Annotated in this window: 18 protein-coding genes; 6 read left to right on the forward strand and 12 right to left on the reverse strand. The window is 75.5% G+C overall.

Translation table 11 applies throughout. The features are described 5' to 3' along the window. Positions 1 to 97 precede the first annotated feature (97 nt). Together MICAU_RS17110 and MICAU_RS17115 are read left to right on the forward strand one after the other, a co-directional pair. A complete protein-coding gene (locus tag MICAU_RS17110) occupies positions 98 to 1,189 on the forward strand; it encodes a DICT sensory domain-containing protein (protein WP_013286588.1) in 1,092 nt (363 codons plus the stop codon). Positions 1,190 to 1,220: 31 nt separating this feature from the next. Beyond that, entirely contained in the window at positions 1,221 to 1,943 is a 723-nt protein-coding gene (locus MICAU_RS17115) for a helical backbone metal receptor (RefSeq protein WP_013286589.1), read from the forward strand. Between the two features lie 24 nt (positions 1,944 to 1,967). Here MICAU_RS17115 and MICAU_RS17120 read toward each other — a convergent pair whose 3' ends face one another. Next, entirely contained in the window at positions 1,968 to 2,666 is a 699-nt protein-coding gene (locus MICAU_RS17120) for a CBS domain-containing protein (protein ID WP_013286590.1), read from the reverse strand. A 218-nt stretch (positions 2,667 to 2,884) separates the two neighbouring features. Between MICAU_RS17120 and MICAU_RS17125 the strand changes: the two genes are divergently transcribed. Further along, positions 2,885 to 3,466: a DoxX family membrane protein gene (locus tag MICAU_RS17125; protein ID WP_030272549.1), complete on the forward strand. Its 582-nt coding sequence runs from the start codon at positions 2,885 to 2,887 to the stop codon at positions 3,464 to 3,466. Positions 3,467 to 3,618: 152 nt separating this feature from the next. Beyond that, positions 3,619 to 3,987, forward strand: a complete 369-nt coding sequence (locus MICAU_RS17130; RefSeq protein WP_013286592.1) for an FKBP-type peptidyl-prolyl cis-trans isomerase — start codon at positions 3,619 to 3,621, stop codon at positions 3,985 to 3,987. A gap of 87 nt (positions 3,988 to 4,074) precedes the next feature. On the opposite strand, the gene MICAU_RS17135 is transcribed toward MICAU_RS17130, so the two are convergent. Continuing rightward, complete coding sequence (locus tag MICAU_RS17135) at positions 4,075 to 4,452, reverse strand: STAS domain-containing protein (RefSeq protein ID WP_041799037.1); 378 nt, start codon at positions 4,450 to 4,452, stop codon at positions 4,075 to 4,077. Positions 4,453 to 4,637: 185 nt separating this feature from the next. Here MICAU_RS17135 and MICAU_RS17140 point away from each other — a divergent pair, with 185 nt between their 5' ends. Further along, positions 4,638 to 5,657: an SMP-30/gluconolactonase/LRE family protein gene (locus tag MICAU_RS17140; RefSeq protein WP_013286594.1), complete on the forward strand. Its 1,020-nt coding sequence runs from the start codon at positions 4,638 to 4,640 to the stop codon at positions 5,655 to 5,657. A 60-nt stretch (positions 5,658 to 5,717) separates the two neighbouring features. Here the strand turns inward: MICAU_RS17140 and MICAU_RS17145 are convergent, their stop codons facing one another. The 4 genes from MICAU_RS17145 to pdhA all read right to left on the reverse strand — a co-directional run bounded on the left by MICAU_RS17145 (position 5,718) and on the right by pdhA (position 11,323). Beyond that, positions 5,718 to 6,989: a L,D-transpeptidase gene (locus MICAU_RS17145; protein ID WP_041799038.1), complete on the reverse strand. Its 1,272-nt coding sequence runs from the start codon at positions 6,987 to 6,989 to the stop codon at positions 5,718 to 5,720. A 547-nt stretch (positions 6,990 to 7,536) separates the two neighbouring features. After that, a complete protein-coding gene (locus MICAU_RS17150) occupies positions 7,537 to 9,066 on the reverse strand; it encodes a dihydrolipoamide acetyltransferase family protein (protein ID WP_041799260.1) in 1,530 nt (509 codons plus the stop codon). A 53-nt stretch (positions 9,067 to 9,119) separates the two neighbouring features. Further along, positions 9,120 to 10,124: an alpha-ketoacid dehydrogenase subunit beta gene (locus tag MICAU_RS17155; protein ID WP_013286597.1), complete on the reverse strand. Its 1,005-nt coding sequence runs from the start codon at positions 10,122 to 10,124 to the stop codon at positions 9,120 to 9,122. Next, positions 10,124 to 11,323 carry a pyruvate dehydrogenase (acetyl-transferring) E1 component subunit alpha gene (gene pdhA, locus MICAU_RS17160; protein WP_041799261.1) on the reverse strand — a complete coding sequence of 400 codons (1,200 nt, stop codon included), beginning with the start codon at positions 11,321 to 11,323 and terminating at the stop codon, positions 10,124 to 10,126. Before pdhA ends, MICAU_RS17155 begins: the two co-directional genes overlap by 1 nt. 72 nt (positions 11,324 to 11,395) lie before the next feature. Between pdhA and MICAU_RS17165 the strand changes: the two genes are divergently transcribed. Further along, positions 11,396 to 11,902: an Lrp/AsnC family transcriptional regulator gene (locus tag MICAU_RS17165; protein WP_013286599.1), complete on the forward strand. Its 507-nt coding sequence runs from the start codon at positions 11,396 to 11,398 to the stop codon at positions 11,900 to 11,902. Positions 11,903 to 11,907: 5 nt separating this feature from the next. Here the strand turns inward: MICAU_RS17165 and MICAU_RS17170 are convergent, their stop codons facing one another. From MICAU_RS17170 to MICAU_RS17195, 6 genes are read right to left on the reverse strand one after another with little or no spacing between them, the layout of a single operon-like run. Beyond that, positions 11,908 to 12,888, reverse strand: coding sequence for a DNA polymerase domain-containing protein (locus tag MICAU_RS17170; RefSeq protein WP_013286600.1), 981 nt, complete (start codon positions 12,886 to 12,888; stop codon positions 11,908 to 11,910). A 34-nt stretch (positions 12,889 to 12,922) separates the two neighbouring features. Further along, the gene (locus MICAU_RS17175) at positions 12,923 to 15,052 is read right to left on the reverse strand and encodes a YehQ family protein (RefSeq protein ID WP_013286601.1); all 2,130 of its coding nucleotides are present in this window, start codon (positions 15,050 to 15,052) and stop codon (positions 12,923 to 12,925) included. A gap of 9 nt (positions 15,053 to 15,061) precedes the next feature. Next, positions 15,062 to 16,174 carry a VWA domain-containing protein gene (locus tag MICAU_RS17180; protein WP_013286602.1) on the reverse strand — a complete coding sequence of 371 codons (1,113 nt, stop codon included), beginning with the start codon at positions 16,172 to 16,174 and terminating at the stop codon, positions 15,062 to 15,064. Then, on the reverse strand, positions 16,171 to 18,555 hold the full coding sequence (locus MICAU_RS17185) for a DUF5682 family protein (protein WP_013286603.1): 2,385 nt from the start codon (positions 18,553 to 18,555) through the stop codon (positions 16,171 to 16,173). Before MICAU_RS17185 ends, MICAU_RS17180 begins: the two co-directional genes overlap by 4 nt. Further along, positions 18,552 to 19,655 (reverse strand): ATP-binding protein, encoded by a 1,104-nt coding sequence (locus MICAU_RS17190; RefSeq protein ID WP_013286604.1) that lies wholly within the window; start codon positions 19,653 to 19,655, stop codon positions 18,552 to 18,554. The genes MICAU_RS17185 and MICAU_RS17190 overlap by 4 nt, the downstream gene beginning before the upstream one ends. Continuing rightward, positions 19,652 to 23,335 carry a DUF4132 domain-containing protein gene (locus tag MICAU_RS17195; RefSeq protein WP_013286605.1) on the reverse strand — a complete coding sequence of 1,228 codons (3,684 nt, stop codon included), beginning with the start codon at positions 23,333 to 23,335 and terminating at the stop codon, positions 19,652 to 19,654. Before MICAU_RS17195 ends, MICAU_RS17190 begins: the two co-directional genes overlap by 4 nt. Positions 23,336 to 23,371: the final 36 nt, after the last annotated feature.

The raw sequence follows: 23,371 nt of genomic DNA on the forward strand, positions 1-23,371 counted from the left end.
ATCCCCCTCGTCCGGTCGACGCCCGAGTGTAGGCCGTGCGGCACGACCGGTCCGGCCGACCGGTGCGCTACCGCGCCCGTCCCTCTAGGCTCTGCCCGTGCCCAGCGGACGGACCCCGGAACAGTTCACCAAACGCAGTCTCGTCACCGTCTCCCACGCCATCGAACGCGCGGCGCTCGCCGAGGCCGAGGACGGCCCTCTCGTCGTGCTCGCGCTGTTCCAGCGGCTGCCGTACTTCGCCCGGGAGCGCGAGGTCTACCGGCGCATCGCCGGCCGCGCCGCCGTGACGGTGGTGGCGATGGTCGGCGGACCGCCGCCCGACCTGCCCGACGGTACCTACGGCGTGGCGCTGGACGAGGCGGAGGCGCTGGCCCGGGAGTGGACGGTGGTGGCGCTGAGCCCGCGTTTCGGCGCCACACTCGTCGCGCACGACCGGGCCGAGGTGGCGCCCGCGCCGACGCTGGAGTCCGGCCGGCTGTTCGAGGGACGCTGGGGCTTCCGCCGCGACGAGGCGCTGCACGAGGCGATCCGGCTGCGCGAACAGCTCGCCGAGCGGCTGCCCGCCGCGGCGCGTACCGCGCTGGACGAGGCGATCGCCCGGGTGCGGGACATCCCGGCCGGGCCCGGCGAACCGCGTGCCGAGGCGGCGCTGCGGCTGCTGGCCCGCCGCGGCGACCGGAACAACCAGCCGGTCGAGCCGGCCGAGACGATGCTGGACGAGCCCGGCCTGGCCCGGTGGTCCGGCGCGGACGGGGTGACCGCCTCCGGCACCCTGCCGGTGGCGCTGGTCGGCCTGCGGGTGGACGCGCCGCCCGGCTCGCCGGAACGCTTCGGCCGCCGCGGCGTCGCCCGCGAGGGACACGCCGTGCTCACCGCGATCACCGCCGTGCTGCGGCCGGTCGACCGCGCGCTGCGCGTCACCGAGAACGAGTTCCAGCTCCTCCTGCCGGGGCTCGACGAACCGGCCGCGCTGGAGGTGGTACGCCGGCTGCACGACGCGATCGGCGCGTTGGCCCGGTCGTACCCGTTCATGGCGTACACAGTGCACGCGGCGGTCGGGGTGACCACCCGGCGGCCGCTGCCCACCGCGGACCTGCGCGCCGCAGTCGACTGGGCGGTACGCAAGGGCCTGCCGGTGGCGGGCCTGCCGCCGGAGACCGCCGACGCCGTGACCGCGGCGGCCCGCTGACCGGCGGTCCGGCTCAAGGGGAGGAGACGCGGTGCGGGTGGTGTCGCTGGTGCCGTCGCTGACCGAGGCGGTCGCGGCCACCCGCCCGGAGGCGCTGGTCGGCGCGACCGACTGGTGCACCCACCCGGCCGGGCTGGACGTCGCCCGGGTCGGCGGGACGAAGTACCCGGACCTGGACCGGGTGCTCGCCCTGGAGCCGGACCTGGTGCTGCTCAACGAGGAGGAGAACCGGCTGGCCGACGCCGAGGCGCTGCGCGCGGCCGGGGTGCCGGTCCGGGTCACCTTCCCGCGTACCGTGCCGGAGGCCCTCGACCAGCTCGGTGAGCTGGTCGACGCGCTCGGCGCGCCGGCCGAGCCGCAGTGGCTGCGCGAGGCCCGCCGTGCCTGGGCCGCACTGCCCGCGCCGGGACGCGTCCGCACCGCCGTGGTGCCGGTGTGGCGACGGCCGTGGGTGGTGCTGGGGCGGGACACGTTCGCCGGGGACGTGCTGGCCCGGCTCGGTGTGCGCAACGGCTGGGCCGACGACGCGGAACGCTATCCCCGGCCGAGCCTGGACGAGCTGCGCGCCCGGGCGCCGGAACTGGTGGTGCTGCCCGACGAGCCGTACCGGTTCACCGCCGACGACGGGCCGGAGGCGTTCCCCGGTGTGCCGGCGGCGCTGGTGTCCGGCCGGCACCTCACCTGGTACGGGCCGTCGCTGGCCGAGGCCCCCGCGCTGCTGGCCGCCCAGCTCGCCACCGAGGGCCCCACCTGACCGGCGGGGCCCGGGTGGCGGCGCTCAGGCGACCGGGGTGGCGTGCACCGGGTCCAGCTCCATCAGCGTGGTGTCGTCCACGTCGTACCCGATCGCGTTGTGCACCGCGACCACGCCCGCGACCTGGGCGGCGAGACGGCCGGCCAGCTCGACGGCGCTACGCCGGTCCAGCCGCCCGTCCATGGTGACCTCGCCGCCGCGGACCTGGACCGTGACCAGGCCGTCGCGCACCGACAGCACCCGCCGCAGCACCTCGTGCACGACCTCCTCGCGGATCTCCGCGTCGGAACGCAGGTGCACGCGCAGCAGGTCACCGCGGGTGACGATGCCGGCGAGCCGGCCCAGGTCGTCCAGCACCGGGAGCCGCTTGACGGCCTCGTGGTCCATCAGCCGGGCGGTCGCCGCGAGCGACGCCCGCTCGTGGGTGGTGACCGCGGGCGCGGTCATCAGGTCCCGGGCGACGAGCGCGCCCGCCTTCTCCCGCGCGGTACGGCGGCGCCGTCCCTCGAAGACCCGCCGCTCGTCCGGGTGACCGGACCGCTCCACCTTGTGCAGCAGGTCCGCCTCGGAGATCACCCCGAGCACCCGGCGGAACGAGTCCACCACCGGCACACCGCTGATCCGCTGCCGCACCAGCACGTCGACGACCTCGCGGTACGGGGTCTCCTCCGTCACCGTGGCGACGTCCCTGGTCATCACGTCGGTAACCTGCCACGTCCTCATCACGACCTCCTCGTGCCGGGTCTCCACCTGCGACGGTAGGCCGCCGGCGTAAGGCCTGGTCAGGGGCGGCGGACCGGCTGCGAGGGGCCGACCGGACCGGGTACGGACGGGACCAATGACCCGGTCACGAGGGCACCTCTCGGCCCTGCTCCCGGGCGCCGCGCGGCGGTGGAATGAATGTGCCACCGGGAAGCGCGGTGCGAGGCACAGGAAGGGACGTGGAGACCATGACCGCGACAATCGAGCGGACCCCCGCCGTCAAGCGGACCCCCGCCGCCACCATCGCTCCGGCGGCGCACACCGAGACCACCCGCCAGAAGGCCACCCGGTACGTCTGGGCCGGGCTGCGGCTCGCCCTGGGCTGGGTGTTCCTCTGGGCCTTCCTCGACAAGATGTTCGGCCTCGGCCACGAGACCCCGGCGAAGAACGCCTGGATCAACGGCGGCAGCCCCACCAAGGGCTTCCTCGGACACGCCGTCGAGGGACCGTTCGCGGGCATCTACCAGAACCTGGCCGGCGCGGCCTGGGCGGACTGGCTGTTCATGGTCGGCCTGCTCGGCATCGGTGTCGCCCTGATGCTCGGCATCGGCATCCGGGTCGCCGCCGTCGCGGGCGGTCTGCTCCTGGTCCTGATGTGGACGGCCGTGCTGCCCCCGGCGAACAACCCCTTCATGGACGACCACCTCATCTACGCGGGCCTGCTGGCCGGCCTGGCCCTGGTGGGCGCCGGCAACACCCTCGGCCTCGGCCGGGCCTGGGCGAGGCTCCCCCTGGTCCAGCGTCTCCCCTGGCTGAAGTGACCAGCTCGCCCCGGGGCGGGCGTCGCCGACAGGCGACGCCCGCCTCTTTCGTGTACCCGCCACGCCGGTGTGCGGGGACCGGCGCGTATCGGCCGGTCGCGATCCGGCAGGATCGACTGTGACCACACCGTCAGCACCGAGGAGACCCGCTCATGGACAAGCCCCAGATCGGCCCGATCGAGGGCGCGCCGCCCGCCGATCTGGTCGTCGAGGACATCACCGTCGGCGACGGCCCGGAGGCCCGCGCGGGCCAGCTGGTGAGCGTGCACTACGTGGGCGTGGCCCACTCGAACGGCCGCGAGTTCGACGCCTCGTGGAACCGGGGTGAGACGTTCGAGTTCCCGCTCGGCGGCGGCCAGGTCATCGCCGGCTGGGACCAGGGCGTCGTGGGCATGAAGGTGGGCGGCCGGCGCAAGCTCACCATCCCGCCGCACCTGGGCTACGGCGCCCGGGGCGCGGGCGGCGTCATCAAGCCGAACGAGACGCTCGTCTTCGTGGTGGACCTGCTCGGCGTGCGCTGAGCGCAACGCCGTTCACATCGGGCCGTCGGCTTCCGCGCCGGCGGCCCGGCGTGCGCCCGGGCCGCGTGCCCTCGGGCCGCCGGCCGTTCAGGCCGCGCAGGCCATCAGCTCATGGGCGCGGCCGGACGGATCCTGGGCGCGGTCGGTGCAGCGCACCGGGAGCACCCGGTGCAGGCCGGTCACCCGCAGCACCCGGGCCACCACCGGGTCGGGGTCGGTGAGCACCAGCTCGCCGCCGCGGGCCCGCACCCGCAGGTGGGTGGCGACGAGCGCGCGGACCCCGGCGGCGGAGAGCAGCCGCACACCGGACAGGTCGACCCGCAGCACCGGCCGGGCCGGCGCCGCCCAGAGCGCCGCCCGGAACGCCGTCACGGAGGCGATGTCGATCTCGCCGACCGGGCGCAGCTCGACCACGTGATCGTGCACGTCCGTCACCACGTGGAAGCGCTCACCGCTGTGTACCATGCGGCCAAACCTACCCGGGCCCACCGACATTTCCGGACCTCGCGGCAGGGGTTCCGGGTAGTGTCCGGGAACCGACCCCGAGCCGTCTCAGGGTCATCCCGCAACCGCCACGCCACGTCGCGCGGGAAACGGCGAAACGCCGTCGGGGGCTGCCCAGCGCGACGCCGCCGGGCCACAATGAGCCGATGGTCGTCCCCCGCCCGCGAGCGCCACTGCTGATCCGGCCGGTCCGCGAGCCGGCGACGGTGCCGCCGCCGCTCACCGGCCCCTGGTCGCCCGCTGACACCCGGCTCGACCGGGCCGACCTGCTGCCGCTGCCGGCCGGCGGCCACGGCCCGGAGGACGTGGTGGTCGACGGCGACGGCCGGGTGGTCAGCGGCGACGAGGACGGCCGGCTCTGGTGGTGGCCGGCCGACTCCCCGCCCGGCACGCCGCCGACGCTGCTGGCCGAGACCGGCGGACGGCCGCTGGGCATCGAGCGGGATCCGGTCGACGGCGGGCTGCTGGTCTGCGACGCCTACCGAGGGCTGCTGCGGGTCGACCCGGCCGGCCGGGTGCAGGAGCTGACCGGGACCGCGCCGCCGGTGCACCTGGCCGACAACGCGGCGGTGGGGCGCGACGGCACCGTCTACTTCACCGACTCGTCCGACCGGTTCCCGCTCTCGCACTGGAAGCGCGACCTGCTGGAGCATCGGCCCAACGGGCGGGTCCTCGCGTACGACAGGCGCACCGGGCGCACCGACGTGGTCGCGGACGGGCTCTACTTCCCCAACGGGCTCGCGCTCACCCCGGACGAGTCGGCGCTGATGCTCGCCGAGACCGCCACCCACCGGCTGCTGCGGGTCGACCTGCCCAGCGGGCGGGCCACGGTGCTCACCGACCTGCCCGCGTACCCGGACAACATCTCCGGCGTCGGCGACGGCACCTACTGGGTCGCGTTGCCCAGCCCGCGGCTGCGGGCCATGGAACGGCTGCTGCCGCATCCCCGGGTGCGGCAGATCGTGGCCCTGCTGCCCGGCGCGGTGCAGCCGCAGCCGCGCCGCTACGGGCTGGTCGCGCTGGTCGACGGCGACGGCCGGGTGCTGCGCACGCTGCACGGCCCGAGCGGGGCGTACCCGATGGTCACCGGTGTGCGGCAGCACGGCCGCCACCTCTGGCTGGGCAGCCTGACCGCCACCGGGGTGGCCCGCGTCGGCCTGGACTGAGCGCGACGGGGGCCGGCCCGCGCGGACGCGGGCCGGCCCCCTGGCCGTTCCTCCCCAGGTTCAGCCGCCGCTGTTGCTCCGCGAGGGGGCCGGGGCCGGTGACGACCCGCCGGCCACCGCGCCCGGGTGCGGCGTGGCGCTCTGCGTGGGCTTCAGCCCCGCCGGTACGGGCAGCGCGCTGCCCTTGGCGAACTCGTCCCAGCCGACGTTCCAGGCGGTGAATCCGTTGCCCTGGTCGAGCTTCACCTCGGTGCCCTTGACCGTCACCAGGTCACCGACCTGCGTGAAGCCCATCAGCCAGTCCGCGGCGGTGGCCGAGACGTTGGTGCAGCCGTGCGAGACGTTCGTGCTGCCCTGGTCGCCCTCCGACCACGGCGCCGAGTGGATGAACTCGCCGCCCCAGGTCAGCCGCTGGGCGTCGTCCACGTCGACCACGTAGCCGCCGTTGGGCTCACCGCGGGTGTCGAACGTGGTGTGCTCGTGCTTCTCCATGATCACCATGTTGCCGCTCGACGTCGGCGTGCTCGGCTTGCCGAGGCTGACCGGGATCTTCTTGAGCACCTTGCCGTCCTGGTAGACGGTCATCTGCTTGGCCTCGTTGTCGATGTCGAGCGTCACCTGCCGGCCGACCTTGGCGCTCGCGACCCGGTCGGAGTCGCCGATCGCCTCCTTGCCGATGGGCAGACCCTGCAACGCGCTGCGCACGCTGATCTTCGTGCCCGGCTTCCACCGGTCCGGCGCCCGGTACTCGGCCTGCTTGCCGTCGGCCACCCACGACCAGGTGCCCGGCTGCGGCGGGTCGGTCTTCACGAACAGCCGGCGCTGGACGTCCGCGCGCGCCTCCTTCGGAATCGGCGGGTCGAATCCGAGCACGACCGGCATCGCCGTCCCGTACGTCTGATTCGGCCGGAAATACAATTCGCTGGTGACTGCCGGTTTGGTGGATTTCGCCATTGTCGTGAACGTCGTCTTCTGCGTGGCGGTCCTGCCCGAATCGCCGGTCGCGGTCACCTCCGCGGTGTACGTCCGGGAATTGGCGAGCGGCCGGTCCGGCACCCAGCCGGAGCCGTCCTCACGCGGCTGGGCCGGCACCGCGTTGCCCTTGTCGTCGGTCAGCTTGACGGCTGTCACCTTGCCGTTGCTGACCTTCGTCCCCACCTCCGCGCTGATCGGCACGTCCCGGGTGCGGTCGGCCGGCGTCACGGCGACCGACGGCGGCGCGGCCTCGGCCCGCTTCGTCACCGACTTCGGGCCGGCGGTACACGCGCCGACCGCCAGCGGCGCGGCTGCGACGGTCATCGCGAAAAGCGTCAGTCGGCGCCTCGCAAACATATTTCGCCCCCCATTTCCGAACCCTCTCGCCCACATTCTGTAGGCCTGGGATCCCGCCGTGGCACCTTCGGCGGAATTGCTCGGAAACAGCTGCGCGAATTGTGCCGGACAGGTAATTCCCGTCCCCGGTTGCGCCCCACGCGCCCTCCGCCCGGTTCCCCACCCCCTCACCCACCGCCGGGCGCGAGGCAGAGCGAGATCTTGGTACGAAACGGCCCCCATAGGGGCACTTTCGTACCAAGATCTCGACCGGTCCCACCCGTCGGAACAACGATCTCGCAAGGGCGGCGCTGGACGCCGCAGGCCGGCCGAGCCCGGCTCTCGTCCGCGCCACCCGCCACCGCCGCCGCGCCGCCCGCACCACTGCCGCCGCGCCGCCCGCACCACTGCCGCGCGATCTTGCAGTTTCGGCCCTGGCCCTGGAGAAGGGTGCGAATCGGGCACACCGCGGGCCGCAAGTGCAAGATCGCGAGCGGGCGGGCGGCGGGGACGGAAGCGGCCCCGGCTCTCCGTGGGGAGGGCCGGGGCCGGGGCCGGGAGGGCGGGGTCAGACGTTGGCGACCAAGAGGGCGGGCTGCTCGACGCAGTCGGCGACGTGGCGCAGGAAGCCGCCGGCCACGCCACCGTCGCAGACGCGGTGGTCGAAGGTGAGGCTGATCTGGGTCACCTTGCGGACGGCGAGCTGCCCGTCCACCACCCACGGCTTGTCCACGATCCGGCCGACGCCGAGCAGCGCCGCCTCCGGGTGGTTGATGATCGGCGTGGAGCCGTCCACGCCGAACACGCCGTAGTTGTTGAGCGTGAACGTCCCGCCGGTCAGCCGCGCCGGCGGCAGCGTGCCGGCCCGGGCCGCCGCAGTGGTCTCGGCGAGTGCGGCGGCCAGCTCCCGGGTGGTGAGCCGCTGCGCGTCGCGCAGCACCGGCACGACCAGGCCCCGGTCGGTCTGCGCGGCGATGCCCAGGTGTACGCCCGCGGACTGGACGATCCGCTGGCCCTCGGTGTCGACGTGCGCGTTGAGCTGCGGGTACTTCCGCAGGCCGCTGAGGCAGATCCGGGCCAGCAGCGCCAGGATGCTCACCGGCGTGTCAGGGGTGGCCGCGTTGATCGCGGCGCGCGTCTCCAGCAGGCCGGTGGCGTCCACGTCGACCCAGATGGTCACCTCGGGGATCTCCCGCCGGCTGCGGGAGAGCTTGTCGGCGATCACCTTGCGGATGCCGGTGAGCGGGATGACAGTGTCGCCGTCGCCGGCCGGGGCGAGCCCGACGTGCGCGGCCGGGGCGTCCGGCACCGCTGCCAGCCGGGCCGCCGGAGCAGCGGGCGCGGCCACGGCGGCGTCAAGGTCGGCCCGGCGGATCACGCCGCCCGGCCCGGTTCCGCGCAGCGACGCCAGGTCGATGCCGTGCTCCTTGGCCAGCCGCCGCACGATCGGCGAGATGACGAGCGGCGCCGATTGCACGCCGGTCGGTTCCGGCTCAGCCGTGCGGTCCGCCGAGGCGGCCGTGCCGTTCGGAGCCGACAAGCCAGCCGAAACCGAGCCCGCCGGACGCGATGAACCGGCCAGAACCGGGCCGGCCGGAACCGGAGAGCCCGCTGGAGCCTGTGAGCCCGCCGGAGCCTGTGAGCCCGCCGGAGCCGGAGAGCCGGCCGCCGGACCGGACGCCAGGTCCGCCGTGACCGGCGTGCCGGGCTCGGGGGCCAGCGCCAGCCGCGGACGGCGCCGCCGCCGACCCGTGCCGCCGTGGCCGGTGCCGTAGCCGATCAGGACGTTGCCGGAGCCGGCCCGCTCCTCCTCGCGGTAGGTGGCGTGCGGATCGGGGGCGTCGTCGAGCGGGGCGATGGTGATCAGCGGCTGGCCCACCGGGCGTACCTCACCGGCCGCGCCGTGCAGGGCCACGACCCGTCCGGCGTACGGGCACGGCACGTCGACCACGGCCTTGGCGGTCTCCACCTCGACCACCGTCTGGTCCACTGTGACCACGTCGCCGACTGCGACCCGCCACTCGACGATCTCCGCCTCGCTCAGTCCTTCCCCGAGGTCCGGCAGAAGGAAGTCCCGGTTCCCCACAGCCGTGGTCATGGTGTGCCGGCCGGGCATGCCCTCACGGCCCTCGCTCCGCTCGGTGCGTTCGGTCATGCCGCCACCCACCTTGTGTCGGGCTGGTCGTCCCACTGGAGCCGGGCCACGGTGTCCAGCACCCGGTCGACCGAGGGCAGGTGGGTGTGCTCCAGCATCGGCGCCGGGTACGGGATGTCCAGGCCGGACACACGCAGCACCGGGGCGTGCAGGGCGTGGAAGCAACGCTCCTGCACCCGCGCGGCGATCTCCGCGCCGACACCGGCGAAGCCCTGCGCCTCCTGGATCACCACGCACCGGCCGGTACGGCGGACCGAGGCGGTGACGGTGGCGTCGTCGAACGGCACGATGCTGCGGACGTCGACGACCTCCAGGTCCCAGCCCTCCTCTCGGGCGGCCTCGGCGGCGGCGAGCGCGACAGGCACGGCCGGGCCGTACGCGATCAGCGTCGCGTCGGTGCCGGGGCGGCGCACCACGGCGCTGCCGATCGGCGCGGTACGGGCCGGAAGCTCCGCCTCGGCGCTGGTGAAGTAGAGCTTCTTGGGCTCCAGGAACACCACCGGGTCGGGGTCGTCGATGGCGGCGCGCAGCAGTGAGTACGCGTCGTCCACTGTGGCGGGGGTGACCACCTTCAGGCCGGGGGTGTGCGCGTAGTACGCCTCGGACGAGTCGCAGTGGTGCTCCACGCCGCCGATGCCGCCGGCGTACGGCACCCGGATGACGATCGGCACGCTCAGCGCGCCGCGGGTGCGGTTGCGCAGCTTCGCCACGTGCGAGGCGATCTGCTCGAACGCCGGGTACGCGAACGCGTCGAACTGCATCTCGACGACCGGCCGCAGCCCGGACATGGCGAGGCCGACGGCGAACCCGACGATGCCGGCCTCGGCGAGCGGGGTGTCGAAGCAGCGCTTGTCGCCGAAGCGGGCCTGCAACCCGTCGGTGATCCGGAAGACGCCGCCGAGCTGGCCGACGTCCTCACCGAAGACGAGCACGCGGTCGTCGTCGAGCATCGCGTCGGCGAGCGCGGCGTTGAGCGCCTTCGCCATGGTCATGGTGGCCATCAGGCGTCCCCCTCCGCGTCGGCGGCCAGCTCGGCCCGGACCATCTCGCGCTGCTCGGCGAGTTGCGGCGTCGGCTCGGCGTACACGTGGTCGAACAGGCTCAGCGGGTCCGCTGTCGGCTGGGAGTCCATCCGGCGGCGCAGCGCGGCGGCGTACTCCTCGGCCTCCGCCGCGATGGCCGCGACGGCGGCGTCGTCGAGGGCGCCCCTGGCCCGCAGGTACGCCTCGAGCCGGGCGATCGGGTCGCGGTCGCGCCACGCCTCGACCTCGTCGGCGTCGCGGTAGCGGGTCTGGTCGTCGGCGTTGGTGTGCGGTTCCATCCGGTACGTGTGGGCCTCGACCAGGTAGGGGCCCTTGCCGGCGCGGGCGTGCGCCACCGCGCGCTCCAGCACCGCCAGGACGGCCACCGGGTCGTTGCCGTCGACCTGCTCGCTGGGTACGCCGTAGCCGACGCCCTTGTAGGCGAGGCTCGGCGCGGCGGTCTGCCGGGACAGCGGCACGCTGATCGCGTACTTGTTGTTCTGCACCAGGTAGACGACGGGCGCCTTGAACACGGCGGCGAAGTTGATGCCCTCGTGGAAGTCGCCCTCGCTGGTGGCGCCGTCGCCGATGAATGCCAGCGCCACTGTGTCACGCCCCTGGTACGACTCGCCGTAGGCCAGCCCGGCGGCGTGTACGCACTGGGTGGCGAGCGGGGTGCACTGCGGCGCGGTGTGGGTGGCGGCGGGGTCGTACCCGCAGTGCCAGTCGCCGCGCAGCAGCGTGAGCACCTCGACCGGGTCGAGGCCGCGCGCGGTCAGTGCCATCGACTCGCGGTAGGTGGGGAACACCCAGTCGGTGTCGCGCAGCGCGAGGACGCCGCCGATCTGGCACGCCTCCTGGCCGCGGGCGGACGGGTAGACGGCGAGGCGGCCCTGCTTGGTGAGCGCGGTGGCCTGCACGTCGAAGCGGCGGCCGACGACCATCCGCCGGTACATCTCGCGCAGCGTCTCGACCGGCGGCTCCGGGTAGTCGTCGCGGGCCGGCAGCGGAGTCCCGTCGGGTTCGAGCAGCCGGACCGGTTCCCGCTGCGGCATGAAGTCGGCCGACGGGTCGGGTGCGGCCGGGGTGGACTTCCGGCGGGTGCGCGGGGATGCCCTGCGGACCGCCTGGGGTGTGGTCGTCACGGCGGGGACCTCCTGGACGTGTGGTGGCCCTATGCTCCCGGTCGTGGATGATTGACTCAACATCCGGGATGAACGCGGGACGAATGGCACAGGAGGGCGGCTGAGGTGAGCCAGGAGACCGGCGCCACACCGGGCGCGGCGGGCGGAACGGGACGTTCGGCCGGGCCGCTCGACGAGGTGGATCGGCGGATCCTGCGCGAGCTGGTCCGCGACGCCCGGACGTCCATCCGTACGCTCGCCGAACGGGTGCACGTCTCCCGCACCAACGCGTACGCCCGGGTGGAGCGGCTGCTGCGCGACGGGGTGCTGACCGGGTTCACGGCGCGGGTCGCGCCGGAGCCGGCCGGGCTGGGCACGTCGGCGTACATCGCGCTCACCATCGAGCAGAACACCTGGCGGGAGGTCTCCGCCGAGCTGGCCCGGGTGCGCTACATCGAGCACGCGGCGCTGCTCAGCGGCGAGCACGACGTCCTCGCGCTGGTCCGGGCGCCGGACAACGCGACGTTGCGGGACGTGGTGCTGGACCGGGTGCAGAGCATCGCCGGGGTGCTGTCCACGCGTACCTGGCTGGTGTTCGAGGAGTTCGACGGCACGCAGAGCCCCTGGGACTGACCGCCTCAGCGTTCCGGCGGCGACTCCAGCCCTTCCGCGTCGGCCCGCTCCAGCAGCGGTTCCAGCGAGTACCGCCGCCCGTCCAGCCCGGCGTGCGGGTCGCCAAGCTCGGCGAACCGCTCGGGCATGCTGAGCACGTCGAAGTCCTCCGGGCGGGCGTCGTCCAGCTCGGACCACTCCAGCGGTGCCGAGACCAGCGCCGCGGGCGTCGGCCGGATCGAGTACGCCGACGTCATGGTGTGGTCACGGGCCATCTGGTTGTAGTCGACGAAGACCGGCCGGTCCCGCTGGTCGCGCCACCAGGTGGTGGTGACCAGGTCGGGCAGGCGGCGCTGCATCTCCCGGCCCAGCGCCAGGACCGCTCGCCGGCACTCGCCGAAGCTCCAGCGCGGCTCGATCGAGACGTAGACGTGGATGCCGCGCCCGCCGGTGGTCTTCGGGAAGCCCTCCAGGCCCAGCTCGGTGAGGTACGCGCGCACCTCGTGCGCCACCGGCACCACCTGCGCGAAGTCCACGCCCGGCATCGGGTCGAGGTCGATGCGCAGCTGGTCGGGGTGTTCCACGTCGTCCTTCGACACCGGCCACGGGTGGAACCGCAGCGTGCCCAGGTTGGCCGCCCAGATCACCACCGCCAGCTCGCTCGGGGCGACCTCGTCGGCCGTACGCCCACTGGGGAACGTGATGTGCGCGGTGCGGACCCAGTCGGGCGCACCGGCCGGGAGCCGCTTCTGGTAGAACGCGTCGCCCTTGTTGGTCTGCCGGGTGGCGACCTTCGCGCCCTCGAACACGCCGCGCGGCCAGCGTTCCAGCATGGTCGGCCGGTCCCGCAGCGCGCGCAGGATGCCGTCGCCGACGGACAGGAAGTAGCTGATCACGTCCAGCTTGGTCAGCCCGCGCTCCGGGAAGTAGGGCTTGTCGGGGCTGGAGACGCGGACCAGCCGCTCCCCCACCTGGATCTCCTGCGCCGCCGTGGTCGCCACCGTCACACCGTAGCGATCCGGCCCGGCCGTGGGGACCGGCTCACCGGGACTCCGCCGTCACCGACAGCCGGATCCAGGCGTCCACCCAGGCCCGTACCGCCGGTTCGCCGGGGTCGGCGCCGAGCGTCCCGGCCAGGCCGGACAGGGCCGCGCCGCAGCGGTCCAGGCCGACTCCGCCGAGCGCGGCGGCCGTCGCGCGCAGCCGGTCGGGGAAGCCCACCGGCAGGTGCCGCAGGCCGGTGTGCGCGGCCTGGGCGAGCAGCGCCGACGCCGTACCGAGCGCCACGGCGACCGGGTCGGGCCGGGCGTCGACCGCGCCGGTCAGCCGGCCGTCGCCCACCCCAGGTGCCAGATCGGGTACGACCACCGCGTCGGCGACCACCGCCAGCGGCTCGACGACGAGCCCGTCGGCGCCGCGGCGGACCGTTCCGCTGACGTAACGCGGCGGCCCTTGTGTGCCGTCCAGCGCCGCCGCGAGCGCGTCGAGTGCACCAGGGGCGGCGGCGTGGTGGGTGGCGGTGACGGTCGCCGTGCCGCCGTCGGCCCCGGTCACCGTGGCGTGCAGGCGCTGCTCGCCGGCCGCGTACCCGATGGCGCGCACCTCGCCGAGCGCGAGCACCCGCACCGACTCGGCGGCGGTGCGGGGGCGCAGCAGCCGGGGTGGCCGCCCGGCCAGCTCGGCGGCGAGCGCGTCCGGGTCGCGGGCGAGCAGGCCGGGCGGCAGGCCGGACCACTCCCCCGCGCCGGGCGTGACCGTGGTGCGGGCCAGCCGGCCGGCGGCGATCCGGAGCCGGTGCGCGGCGCTGCGCACCGCCGACTCGGAGACCACGTTGCCGGTGGCGAGCGCGCCGAGCGTGGTGCCGGTGACGCGCCGCCCGGCCAGCTCGTGCCCGGTGGGCGGGCCGTCGTCGGTGACCGGGTAGGCGCGGCGCAGCACCAGCACCGAGACGGCCGCCGGGTGGGCGAGCACCACGTCCACGCCCACTTCGCCTCCACTGCACCGGACCCGGGCACCGAGGCCGGTCAGCCGTACCCGCCGCAGCGGCGTCTCCGCCGGCTCGTGGGTGCCGAGGACACGCTCCACCGGGGTGGCGCCGGCGTTCACCACCGCGCGTCGCCGCGCGGGCAACTCGGCGAGCAGGTCGGCGAACGTCTCCGGCCGGTACCGGGCGCCGCGCGCCGCGTACGCCTCCAGTTGCCCGGCCAGGTCCTCGACGGCGAGCAGCGGCCAGCGCAGACCGGCCGCGTCGAGGTCACGCCGGGTCGCCGCCAGCCGGGCGTCCACGCCGGAGCCCAGGTGCGCGGCCCCGGTCAGCAGCACGTCGGCGGCCAGCGCGACCGCCGCGTCCAGGGCCGGACGCTCCGTGACGGTGGCGGTTCCGCCGACGCGTACCTGCGCCTCCTGACGGTCCGGGTGTTCCCGGTCGGCCGCCCGGCACGCCCACACGGCGAGCGCGATCGCCTCACCGCCGTCGTCGGCCGCGTCGCCGCGCGCGTACCCGATCTGGCGGGGCACCAGGAAGCGGACCGTGCCGGTGGGCAGCTCCACGCGCGGGACCGGGTCGGCGGTGTCCGGCCGGTGGACCACAGCGGCGTAGCCGCGCCGCAACCGTCGTCGCGCGGCGGTGAGCGCCGGCGCGCCGATCGCGGCGGCCAGTTCCTCGTCGGTGACGTCGCCCGGCGACCACCGCCACGGCTCACTCCCGGCTGCGGCGCCCTCCCGGCCCGGCGCCGCGACCCGGCCCGGCCCGGCCGCATTGCCCGGCGCAGCCTCCTGGTCCCGCGACGCGCCGGGGCCCGGAGCCTGCCCGCCTGGATCGGCGTGCAGGCCCGGCGCGGCATCCGTGTCCGGGGCGGCCTCCCCGTCCGGCGTGGCCTCGCGGTCCGGGGCGTCGGCGTGCGTGCGCTGGTAGGTCAGCACGACGGCGAGCAGGTGCCGGCACACGCCGGGCGCCGGGCAGGAGCAGATCCCGGCCGCGAGACCGCCGCCCACGGGCAGCGTCACAGCCACCCCGTCCGGGTACGCGGCACGCACCGCGCCGTCGGCGTCCTCGGTGAGCGCGGGCCGCTCACCGGCGTCGACCTCCTTCGTGGCGCGCTTCACCAGGCCCCTGTTGCTCAGCGCGGCCAGCACGTCCGGGGTGAGCGCGATCAGGTCGTCACGGATCATCCGGTCCCCCTACCGGCCCACGTGCTCGGCCACGAACGCGGCCAGCTCGCCCGGCGTCATCGCGCCGACCGCCGCGCCCACGTCGGCCAGCCGCTGGGCGGTGGCCCGGTCGTACGCCGGGTCGGCCTCCTCGTCCAGCGCGGCGAGCGCGAGCACGTGCGTGCCCTGCTCCACGAGTTGCTTCACCGACCGGACCAGACGTCCGGCGTCGCCGCCCTCGTAGAAGTCGGACACCAGCGCGACGATCGACCGGCGCGGGTTCTCCACGAGCTGCGCGCCGTACGCGACCGCGCGGGCGATGTCGGTACCGCCGCCGAGCTGCACCTTCATCAGCAGCTCCACCGGGTCGTCCACGTCGGAGGTCAGGTCGACCACGTCGGTGTCGAACGCGACCAGGTGGGTCCGCACGCCGGGCAGCCCCCACAGGCAGGCGGCGGTAACCGCGGCATGGATCACCGAGCCGAGCATCGAGCCGGACTGGTCCACCAGCAGGATCACCTGCCAGCGGTCCAGGTGGCGGCGGGTACGGGAGAAGAAGTGCGGCTGCCGGACGTGCAGCCGGCGCTCGTCCGGCCGCCAGTGCGCCAGGTTCGCCCGGATGGTGCGGCGTACGTCGAAGTTGCGGGCCTGCCGGAACCGGCTGGGGCGACGCGCCCGGGGCCCGGAGAACGACTGCCGCACCTCCCCTGCCAGCCGCTCGACCAGTTGCCGCACCACCGCCTCGACCAGCTTGCGGGCCAGCCGCAGCACCTGCGGGTCCATCAGGTGCTTGGTGCGTAGCACCGCGCGCAGCAGCGCCGGGTTCGGCTCGACCCGGGCCAGCACCGCCGGGTCGGTGACGACCTCGTGGATGCCGTACCGCTCGACCGCGTCGCGTTCCAGCCGCTGCACCGTCTCCTTCGGGAACAGCCGGGTGATCCCGTCCAGCCAGTCCACTGTGGTCAGCGCGGAGGGACCGGATCCGCCGCGCCGCACGTCGCGGCGGCCGAGTTCCGCGTCCCTGCCGTAGAGCCAGTCCAGCGCGGCGTCCCGGCCGGCCGCCTCGGCAGACAGGCCGCCCAGGCTGTCCTGCGCGGCGTCGCCGAGTACCAGCCGCCAGCGTTCCCGCATCGGGTCGGTCACGTCCGGTCCCCCTCCCACAGCCCTTCCCGGGTCAGCACCGCGTCGACCCGCTCCTCCACCGCGCGGGCGGCGGCCACCAGCAGCGGGTCGGCGTCCAGCCGCAGCAGGTCACCGGGCGGCGCGTCGCCGCCGTGCAGCGCCTGCACGTGCCGGGCCACCTCCGCCCGCTCGCGGGGCGGGAACCAGCCGAACGCCTGCCGCAGCGCGGGCAGCGCCACCAGGAAGTCGTGCGCGCCCATCGCGGCGAGCAGTTCGTCCACCACTGTGAGCAGCGCCGCGTCGCCGCTGACCACCTCCTCCCGGGCCAGCGCGAACAGCCCGGACAGCCAGTCGCCGAGCGTGTCCGGCGCGGCCACGGCCCGGACCGCGCGGGCCGCGTCCGGCACGTCCCCCAGCGACCAGGCCAGACCCAGCGCCGCGCCGCGCAGGTCCGGCGGGGCCGCCGGGTCGGCCGCCACCCGCCCGGCCACTGCCAGCGCGCCGTCCCGGTCGAGCCCCAGCGCCGGGCCGGCGTGGCGAACCGCGTCCCGGACCGCGACGAGCGCGGTGAGCCGGCCCGGGTCGGCCGCCGCGGCCGTGGCGCGCACGCCCTCGACGAGCCAGAGCGCCCGGCGTACGGCGGCGGTGATCAACGCGCCCAGCGGGGCGGTCCCGGCGCTGCCGAGCAGCCCGTCGTGCCGCCACAGCGCCAGCGCCACTGCGAGCGCCCGGCCCAGCGCCCGCAGGTCGGTGACCGCGCCGGTGGCACGGGCGATCGCGGTGAGCGTCCGGGTGGAGTGCTCGGGCAGCCCGGCCAGCGCAGTGTCGAACAGCGTCGTGGCGAGCGCGTCGACGTCCGCGCCGAGCAGCGTCACCCGCTCCTCGATCCGGGCGGTGACGGCGTCCAGCACGGTCGGCCCGTACCCGCCCGCCTCGATCACCCGGGCGAGCCGGTCCGCCGACGGCGCGGGCGACCAGCGTTCGGTGAGCAGCGCGTCCGCGCCCACCCGGGGGCCGCGTTCCCGGACGTGACCGGGTACGTCGAGCAGCCGCAGCCGGTGCAGCAGGCGGCTGCGGGCCAGGTCGCCGGCGACTGTCAGGTCCAGCTCGGCCGCCTCGTGCGGATCGATCCGGTGGCGTTCCAGCTCGGCGTCGACGTCGTGCACGAGCGGCGGCAGCGGCGTGTCCGGGTGCAGGCGGCCCACCCGGTCGCCGCTGAGCGCGGCCACCATCTCCACCACCACCGGGTGGGCACCTGGTGCCAGCATGCCCCGGGTCGCCCACGGCAGCGGCTGGTCGAGCGCGTCGGTGACCAGTGCGGACACCAGCCCGTCGAGCACGTCGACCCGGCCCGGGTGGGCGTGGCCGCGCAGCCGGGCCAGGCCGCCGGCCATGCTCCGGGCGGCGATCAGGTCGGCGGTGGAGACGGGCTGCCGCCGGGCACGCAGCCGGGCCGCCACCGCCTCGGTGAGCGCCTCCGCGGCCCGGCGCGGGCCGTCCTCCCAGACCCGCTGGTAGTACGCCGGTGACGGCATCCCGGACTGGTAGCCGACGAACGCGTCCAGGCGCCGGAACGAGTACGGCACGAGGTAGCTGCCCGCCACCGCGTCCGGAGCCGGGGCGGGCACCTCCGGCCAGTCGTCCTCCTCCGGTCCGGTGCCGTCCGGGCCCGTGCCGTAAGGGCCGGTGCCGTAAGGGCCGGTGCCGTAAGGGCCGGTGCCGTGCCGATCGGCGCCGTCCGGGCCGACGGTCAGCCGGACCAGGGCGGGACGGTGGAAGCCGCCGGTCACCACCAGCACCGGGCGGCCGGCGGCCCGGCGGCGGGCGGCGCGTACCCAGCGGGCCATGTACGCCTCCCGGGCGGTGTCGTCAGCCCCGGCGGCCGACTCGCCCCGCAGCACGTCGAAGTACGTGTCCAGGCGCTCGGCCAGCCCGTCGTCCGGGCCGATCTCGAACAGGTGGTCCCAGAGCGCGTCCACGTTGTCCACGGCGAGCGTGGCGCACAGCCGGCGCACCGCCTCGGCGTACCGCTGGTCGGCGTCGGCGTACCGGTTGGCGCGGTCGGACAGCGCGGGATGCCACGCGGGCAGGTCGATGAAGCGCAGCTGCGCGCCCACCTCCCGCCCGGCGGTCAGCGCCACCCACTCCGGCGAGTACGCGCAGAACGGGCTCCAGGAGGCGTGCCGCCGGGTGCCGTCGCGGTGCGCGGTGAACACGGCGATCGGCAGCTCGTGGTCTCCCAGCAGCTCGTCCATCCGCCCGTTCAGGTCCGCCGGCCCCTCCACCAGCACGTACGCCGGGCGCAGCCGCGCCACCGTGGCCGCGACCAGCCGGGCGCAGGCCGGGCTGTGGTGCCGGACGCCGAGGAACGTGACGCCGCCGGGCGCCTCGGTGGCGCTCACCCGGGCAGCAGGTGCCGGGCGTCGTGCACCGCCCGCCACTGCGCGCCGGAGCGGCGGGACACCTGCTGCTCCAGGTAGCGCCGCAGCCGGGCCAGGTCCTCCGCGTCGTCCTTCGCGGCGGTGCCGGCCAGGCAGGCGACCAGGTCGGCGGCGTCGCCGGACTCGCCGCGCAGGAACCAGCCGCGCAGCCCGACCGCGTGCGCCACCGACACCGCCTCCGCGGTGCTCATCACCGCCGACAGCCGCTCCATCGCGTCGCCGCGTTCGGTGATGCCGGTCCGCAGCTCCCGGAACGTGGTGACCAGCACCTCCAGCAGGTCCCGCCGGGGCGGCGCGGTCACGCCGGAGCGGCGCAGCAATTCGCCCGCCTCGGCCTCGACCAGTTCCAGCTCGGTGCCGAGGTCGGGGATCGGGAAGACGGTCTCGAAGTTGAACCGCCGCTTGAGGGCGGCGCTCATCTCGTTGACGCCCCGGTCCCGGGTGTTCGCGGTGGCGATCACGTTGAAGCCCTCGCGGGCGAACACCATGGCGTCGGTGCCCGGCAGCTCCGGAACGGCGAGCACCCGGTCCGACAGCGGGGAGAGCAGGCAGTCCTGCACCTCCAGCGGGCAGCGGGTGATCTCCTCGAAGCGGACCACCCGTCCCTCGGCCATGCCGCGCAGCAGCGGCGCCGGCACCAGCGCGCGCGGCGACGGGCCGTCGGCGACCAGCAGCGCGTAGTTCCACGAGTAGCGGATCTGGTCCTCGGTGGTGGCCGCGCCGCCCTGGATGGTCAGCGTGGAGTCGCCGCTGACAGCGGCGGCGAGCAGCTCCGACAGCAGCGACTTGGCGGTGCCGGGTTCGCCGACGAGCATCAGGCCGCGGCTGGTCGCCAGCGCCACAAGCGCCCGGTCGATGAGCGACGGGTCGCCGACGAACTTGCGCCGGACCCCGGCGGCCGGGTCGCCGAGGATGAACCGGCGGGCGGCGCGCAGGCTCAGCCGCCAGCCCGGCGGGCGCGGGTCGCTGTCGTCGGCGGCCAGCGCGGCCAGCTCGTCGGCGTACCGCACCTCGGCCGGGGGACGCTGGGCCCGCTCGGCGGCCGGATCGAGCGCGGTCACCGGGTCACCTCCGCCAGGTCGCGCAGCACCTCGGAGAGGGTGACGTCGTCGAGGTCGCCGAGGCGGACCTTGCCGCCGCGCTGGAACCAGTCGCCGCGCGGCACGTCGTTCACCCAGATCGCCTCGATCTTCTGGTCCGGGAACATGTCCACCACCCCGACCGCGATGCCGGGGTCGAGGTCGATCACCACGGCCCGGCCGCCGGGGGCCTCGCGCTCCAGCCAGCTCTGGATGCCGGCGTCCTGCGGCATGCCGCGCCGCCAGCCCCGCCGTTCCAGGCTGAGCAGCCGCCCGGCCGGGACCGTGACACCCGCGTGCCGCCGCAGCAGCGTCTCCGCGCGCTCGGCCGCGTCCAGCCGGTACACCTCGCGGCCGAGCTGCGGGAACGGCTGGAGGATCTCGTAGTCGGCGAACACCTCCGCCCAGGCCGGCACCGCCGCGCCGAGGCTCAGCGGGTGCGCGATGGTCACAGTGGCGTCGTCCGGCAGCGTGTACGTCTCGTCGTCGACGTCGGCGAGCGTGCGGTCCTCGGCGACCCGGAACGCGGTGACCACCTGACCGGCGTCGTCCACAGTGGCCCAGACCAGCCGGCGGACGACGTGCCAGAGCAGCGGGTGGGACAGGAAGTAGCGGCGGAAGTCGGCGGCCGGCCAGCGCCGCCCGGTCACCATGGCCGCCTCGAAGCGGCGGATCTGGTCGGCGGCGAGCGTGCGCACGTCCTTCTTCAGGCCGGCGAAGCGCTTGTGCGCGGCGGGCGCCAGCGTGGCGTCGTCCCGGGCGCCGGGCTTGGGCAGGTCCTTGCGGCGGGCGCCGGAGCCGTCCACCACGTACGGCTTGAGCTGCTCGTCGAAGCCGACTGTGAACCGGCGCGGCCCGTAGTCGAGGACGAGGCTGCCGTCGGCGTCCAGCCCGAGGTCGGGCACCAGGCGGTCGCCGAGCTGCTCGGGCGTCAGGCCCAGCCCGTCGGCGACCTCGGTCACCTTGCGCGCCGCCTGTTCCCGCAGGCCCCGGAACTTCACCTTCTGCGAGATGCCGTAGAGGTGCATCAGCGCCACGTCGGTGCCGATCTGCGCCAGCACCTCCAGGCCGGTCACCGCCCGGGTGTGCTGGCTCTCGCCCGGCCAGGCCCGCACCAGCGGCGCGAGCCGCCGCGCGGTCGAGTCGTCGCCGAGCAGCCCCAGCGCGGTGAACGCCCAGCCGTCCTTCGAGGGCGCACCGGCGCTCTGCCAGCTCTCGAACAGCGCCCAGGCGAACTCCGCCAGGGAGTCGGTGTCGCACGCCGCGCGGACGACCTCCACCCCCGGGTACGGCTCGCCGGGCGGGGAGATGGCGAGCATGGTGCAGAGGTGACGGACCGCGTCGGCAGGCAGCGCGGCGGAGCGGTCCCGCAGCAGCACCTGCGGCAGCACCGCCGGGTCCAGCCACGCCGGCAGGCTCGGCATCCGGGCCGGGAGCTGGGCCAGCGGGTCCGCGTCGAGCATCGCCGTCGCGGCGGCGAGCGCCTCCTCGCCGTGCTCCCGGGCCACACCGAGGAGCACACCACGGTGCTCCGCGGCGACCAGCCGCAGCGCCCGCTCGGCGGCCCGGCGACGCGGGCCGGGCTCGCCCAGGGCCGCAGGCAGCAGCGCCCGCACGGCGTACTCCGGGTGCCGCCGCAGCCAGGCGCGGGCGACCGGGCGGCCCGTCTTGAGCCGGTCGAGCCAGTCGGCCATCAGGTCGGCGACCTCACCGTCGGTGTACGGCAGCAGCACCTCGCCGACGCTCTTCGGCGCGGTGCGGGCCAGGTGCAGGGCGGCGGGCAGCGCGTCCAGCTCGTACCGGCCGGCGAGGCGGGACATCCACTCGTCGGCTCCCCAGGACTCGTCGGGCCGCCAGGACGGCAGCAGCGGCCGGGCCAGCTCCTCGGTGGCCCGGACGAAGAAGTGGATCGCCTCGTACGATCCGGCCCGCCCGGCGGCGACCTCGGCGGCCAACACGCTCAGGTCGTCGCCCCGCCACCAGCCGGACCAGCCGGGCACGATCGCGGCCCACCGCTCCCGCTCCCCCGGCAGCCAGGCCGTCGCGGACCCGGTGGGCCGGTTCAACCCGCCCACCACAGGCGGGTCGGCTCGTGGGCGCCGGACCGTCCAGGGCGGCGTCACCAGCACCGGCGGCAGCCGGTCCGGCGCGGCGACCGGCAACGCGGACGCGTCGTCGCGGATCCGCTCGACCCGTTCCCGCCGCGCCGGATCAAGCATCGGCAGCGCCGCCTCGACGGCGGCCGGGTTGGCCAGCACGTGCGCGCGCAACAGGGTGGCGGCCTCCCGCGCGGCCGGGCTGCGCCCCTCGGCGGCCGCGGACACCAGGCGCACGCCGCGCACCGGGAAGCGGCGCAGCATCTCCGTCATGGCGGGCGGGACGTACTTACGGTCCAGCCGGTCGAGCAGCGCCGCCATCGGCTCGTCACCGGGCAGGGCGGCCAGCAGTGACACCAGCCGCTGCCGCGCGTCCGCGCCGACGTGTTCGTCGTCGAACCACCCGGCCAGCACCGGCGCGATCGGCGGCCCGACCGCCGCGGTGGCGGTGACGATCGGCGCCTGGTCGTACATCAGCCGGTAGACCTGCAGGTGCCCGGCGAGGGTGTGGATCGCGTCCACGTCGTCGACTGCGCCGAGCAGCAGTTCCGCGAGCAACGGACCCCCCTCGCGCGCCACGTCGGCGACGTCCTGGGCCACCCACTCCCGCTCGGTCGGCAGCAGGAACGAGGTGACCACCCGCGCCGCCAGCGGACCGGACCGGTACGGGACCAGCGCGGCGCGGGCCGCGGCGTAGTCGTCGTCGCCAGCGGCGGAGAGATGCGCGCGGACCCGGCGTAGCACCCCCTGGCGCAGGCGCCAGTGGCCGTAGTTGTGCGCCTTGTTCACCTCGGCGCGGCCCAGCGAAAGCGGAGACGCCGACCCGGTGGCCGCCACGGTGATCTGCTCGGTCGCGGCGACCGCCGCGCCGACCGGGCCGAGATCGGCGGCCAGCAGGTCGGCGAGCGCCACCCCCTGCTGGTCGCGCGCGTGATAGCCGAGCGCCACGGCCACTGCCGCCACCAGCGCGGCCCCGCCCAGCGGACCGGGCTGGCCGTCGAGGTAGCCGCGCAGCGCCGGACCCAGCTCCGGATCGTCGGTGGCCCGTGCGGTGGCGGCGACCGGTGCGGCCACCGAGTCCAGCACCTTGCGGCCGGCGGCGCGGCCCTTCGCGGCGCTCGGCAGGCCCGGGCCGGGTGTGCCGCCCCGGCGCGGGACCAGCATCCGCCGCCAGGCGGCCGGAACCTCGAACGCGTCCTCGTCCGGCAGCTCGCCGGCTTGCGATGTGGCCGACGGCGCCCCGGCCGGGACGCTACCGGCCGAACCGGCGGCGGCCGGATCGGTACCGGCCGTTTCCGGGTCGCGGCTCGGCGCAGCCGGCTCGACGGCGGGCGTTCCGGTGTGCCCGGCGGAGGGCGCGGCTGTCGTCTCGGCGTACCCCTTGCGCAGTTTCTCCGCGATCAGCCGGTCGGCGTGCGCGGCGGCCTCGGCCGGCGAACCCAGTTCCTTGACCTGGGTGCGGCCCTGCGCGCCGATCGATCCATAGCGGACCGTCACCGTCGCGTCGCTCTGCCCGACCTCCCAGAACTTGGCCGAACCGCCGCCCACGAACTCGAATCTGCGCACACCGTCTCCTTGATCGCCCGCAGTGTGCGGGGACCA

Origin of the sequence: Micromonospora aurantiaca ATCC 27029 (genome assembly GCF_000145235.1) — a bacterium.
GTDB classification, from domain to species: domain Bacteria; phylum Actinomycetota; class Actinomycetes; order Mycobacteriales; family Micromonosporaceae; genus Micromonospora; species Micromonospora aurantiaca.

What these genes read in the sequence shown, in the direction of transcription:
- MICAU_RS17140 (WP_013286594.1), top strand. Translation starts at nt 4,638, where the DNA reads ATGGTCGTCCCCCGCCCGCGAGCGCCACTGCTGATCCGGCCGGTCCGC.
- MICAU_RS17145 (WP_041799038.1), bottom strand. Translation starts at nt 6,989, where the DNA reads ATGTTTGCGAGGCGCCGACTGACGCTTTTCGCGATGACCGTCGCAGCC.
- MICAU_RS17150 (WP_041799260.1), bottom strand. Translation starts at nt 9,066, where the DNA reads ATGACCACGGCTGTGGGGAACCGGGACTTCCTTCTGCCGGACCTCGGG.
- MICAU_RS17130 (WP_013286592.1), top strand. Translation starts at nt 3,619, where the DNA reads ATGGACAAGCCCCAGATCGGCCCGATCGAGGGCGCGCCGCCCGCCGAT.
- MICAU_RS17175 (WP_013286601.1), bottom strand. Translation starts at nt 15,052, where the DNA reads ATGATCCGTGACGACCTGATCGCGCTCACCCCGGACGTGCTGGCCGCG.
- MICAU_RS17155 (WP_013286597.1), bottom strand. Translation starts at nt 10,124, where the DNA reads ATGGCCACCATGACCATGGCGAAGGCGCTCAACGCCGCGCTCGCCGAC.
- MICAU_RS17135 (WP_041799037.1), bottom strand. Translation starts at nt 4,452, where the DNA reads ATGGTACACAGCGGTGAGCGCTTCCACGTGGTGACGGACGTGCACGAT.
- MICAU_RS17120 (WP_013286590.1), bottom strand. Translation starts at nt 2,666, where the DNA reads ATGAGGACGTGGCAGGTTACCGACGTGATGACCAGGGACGTCGCCACG.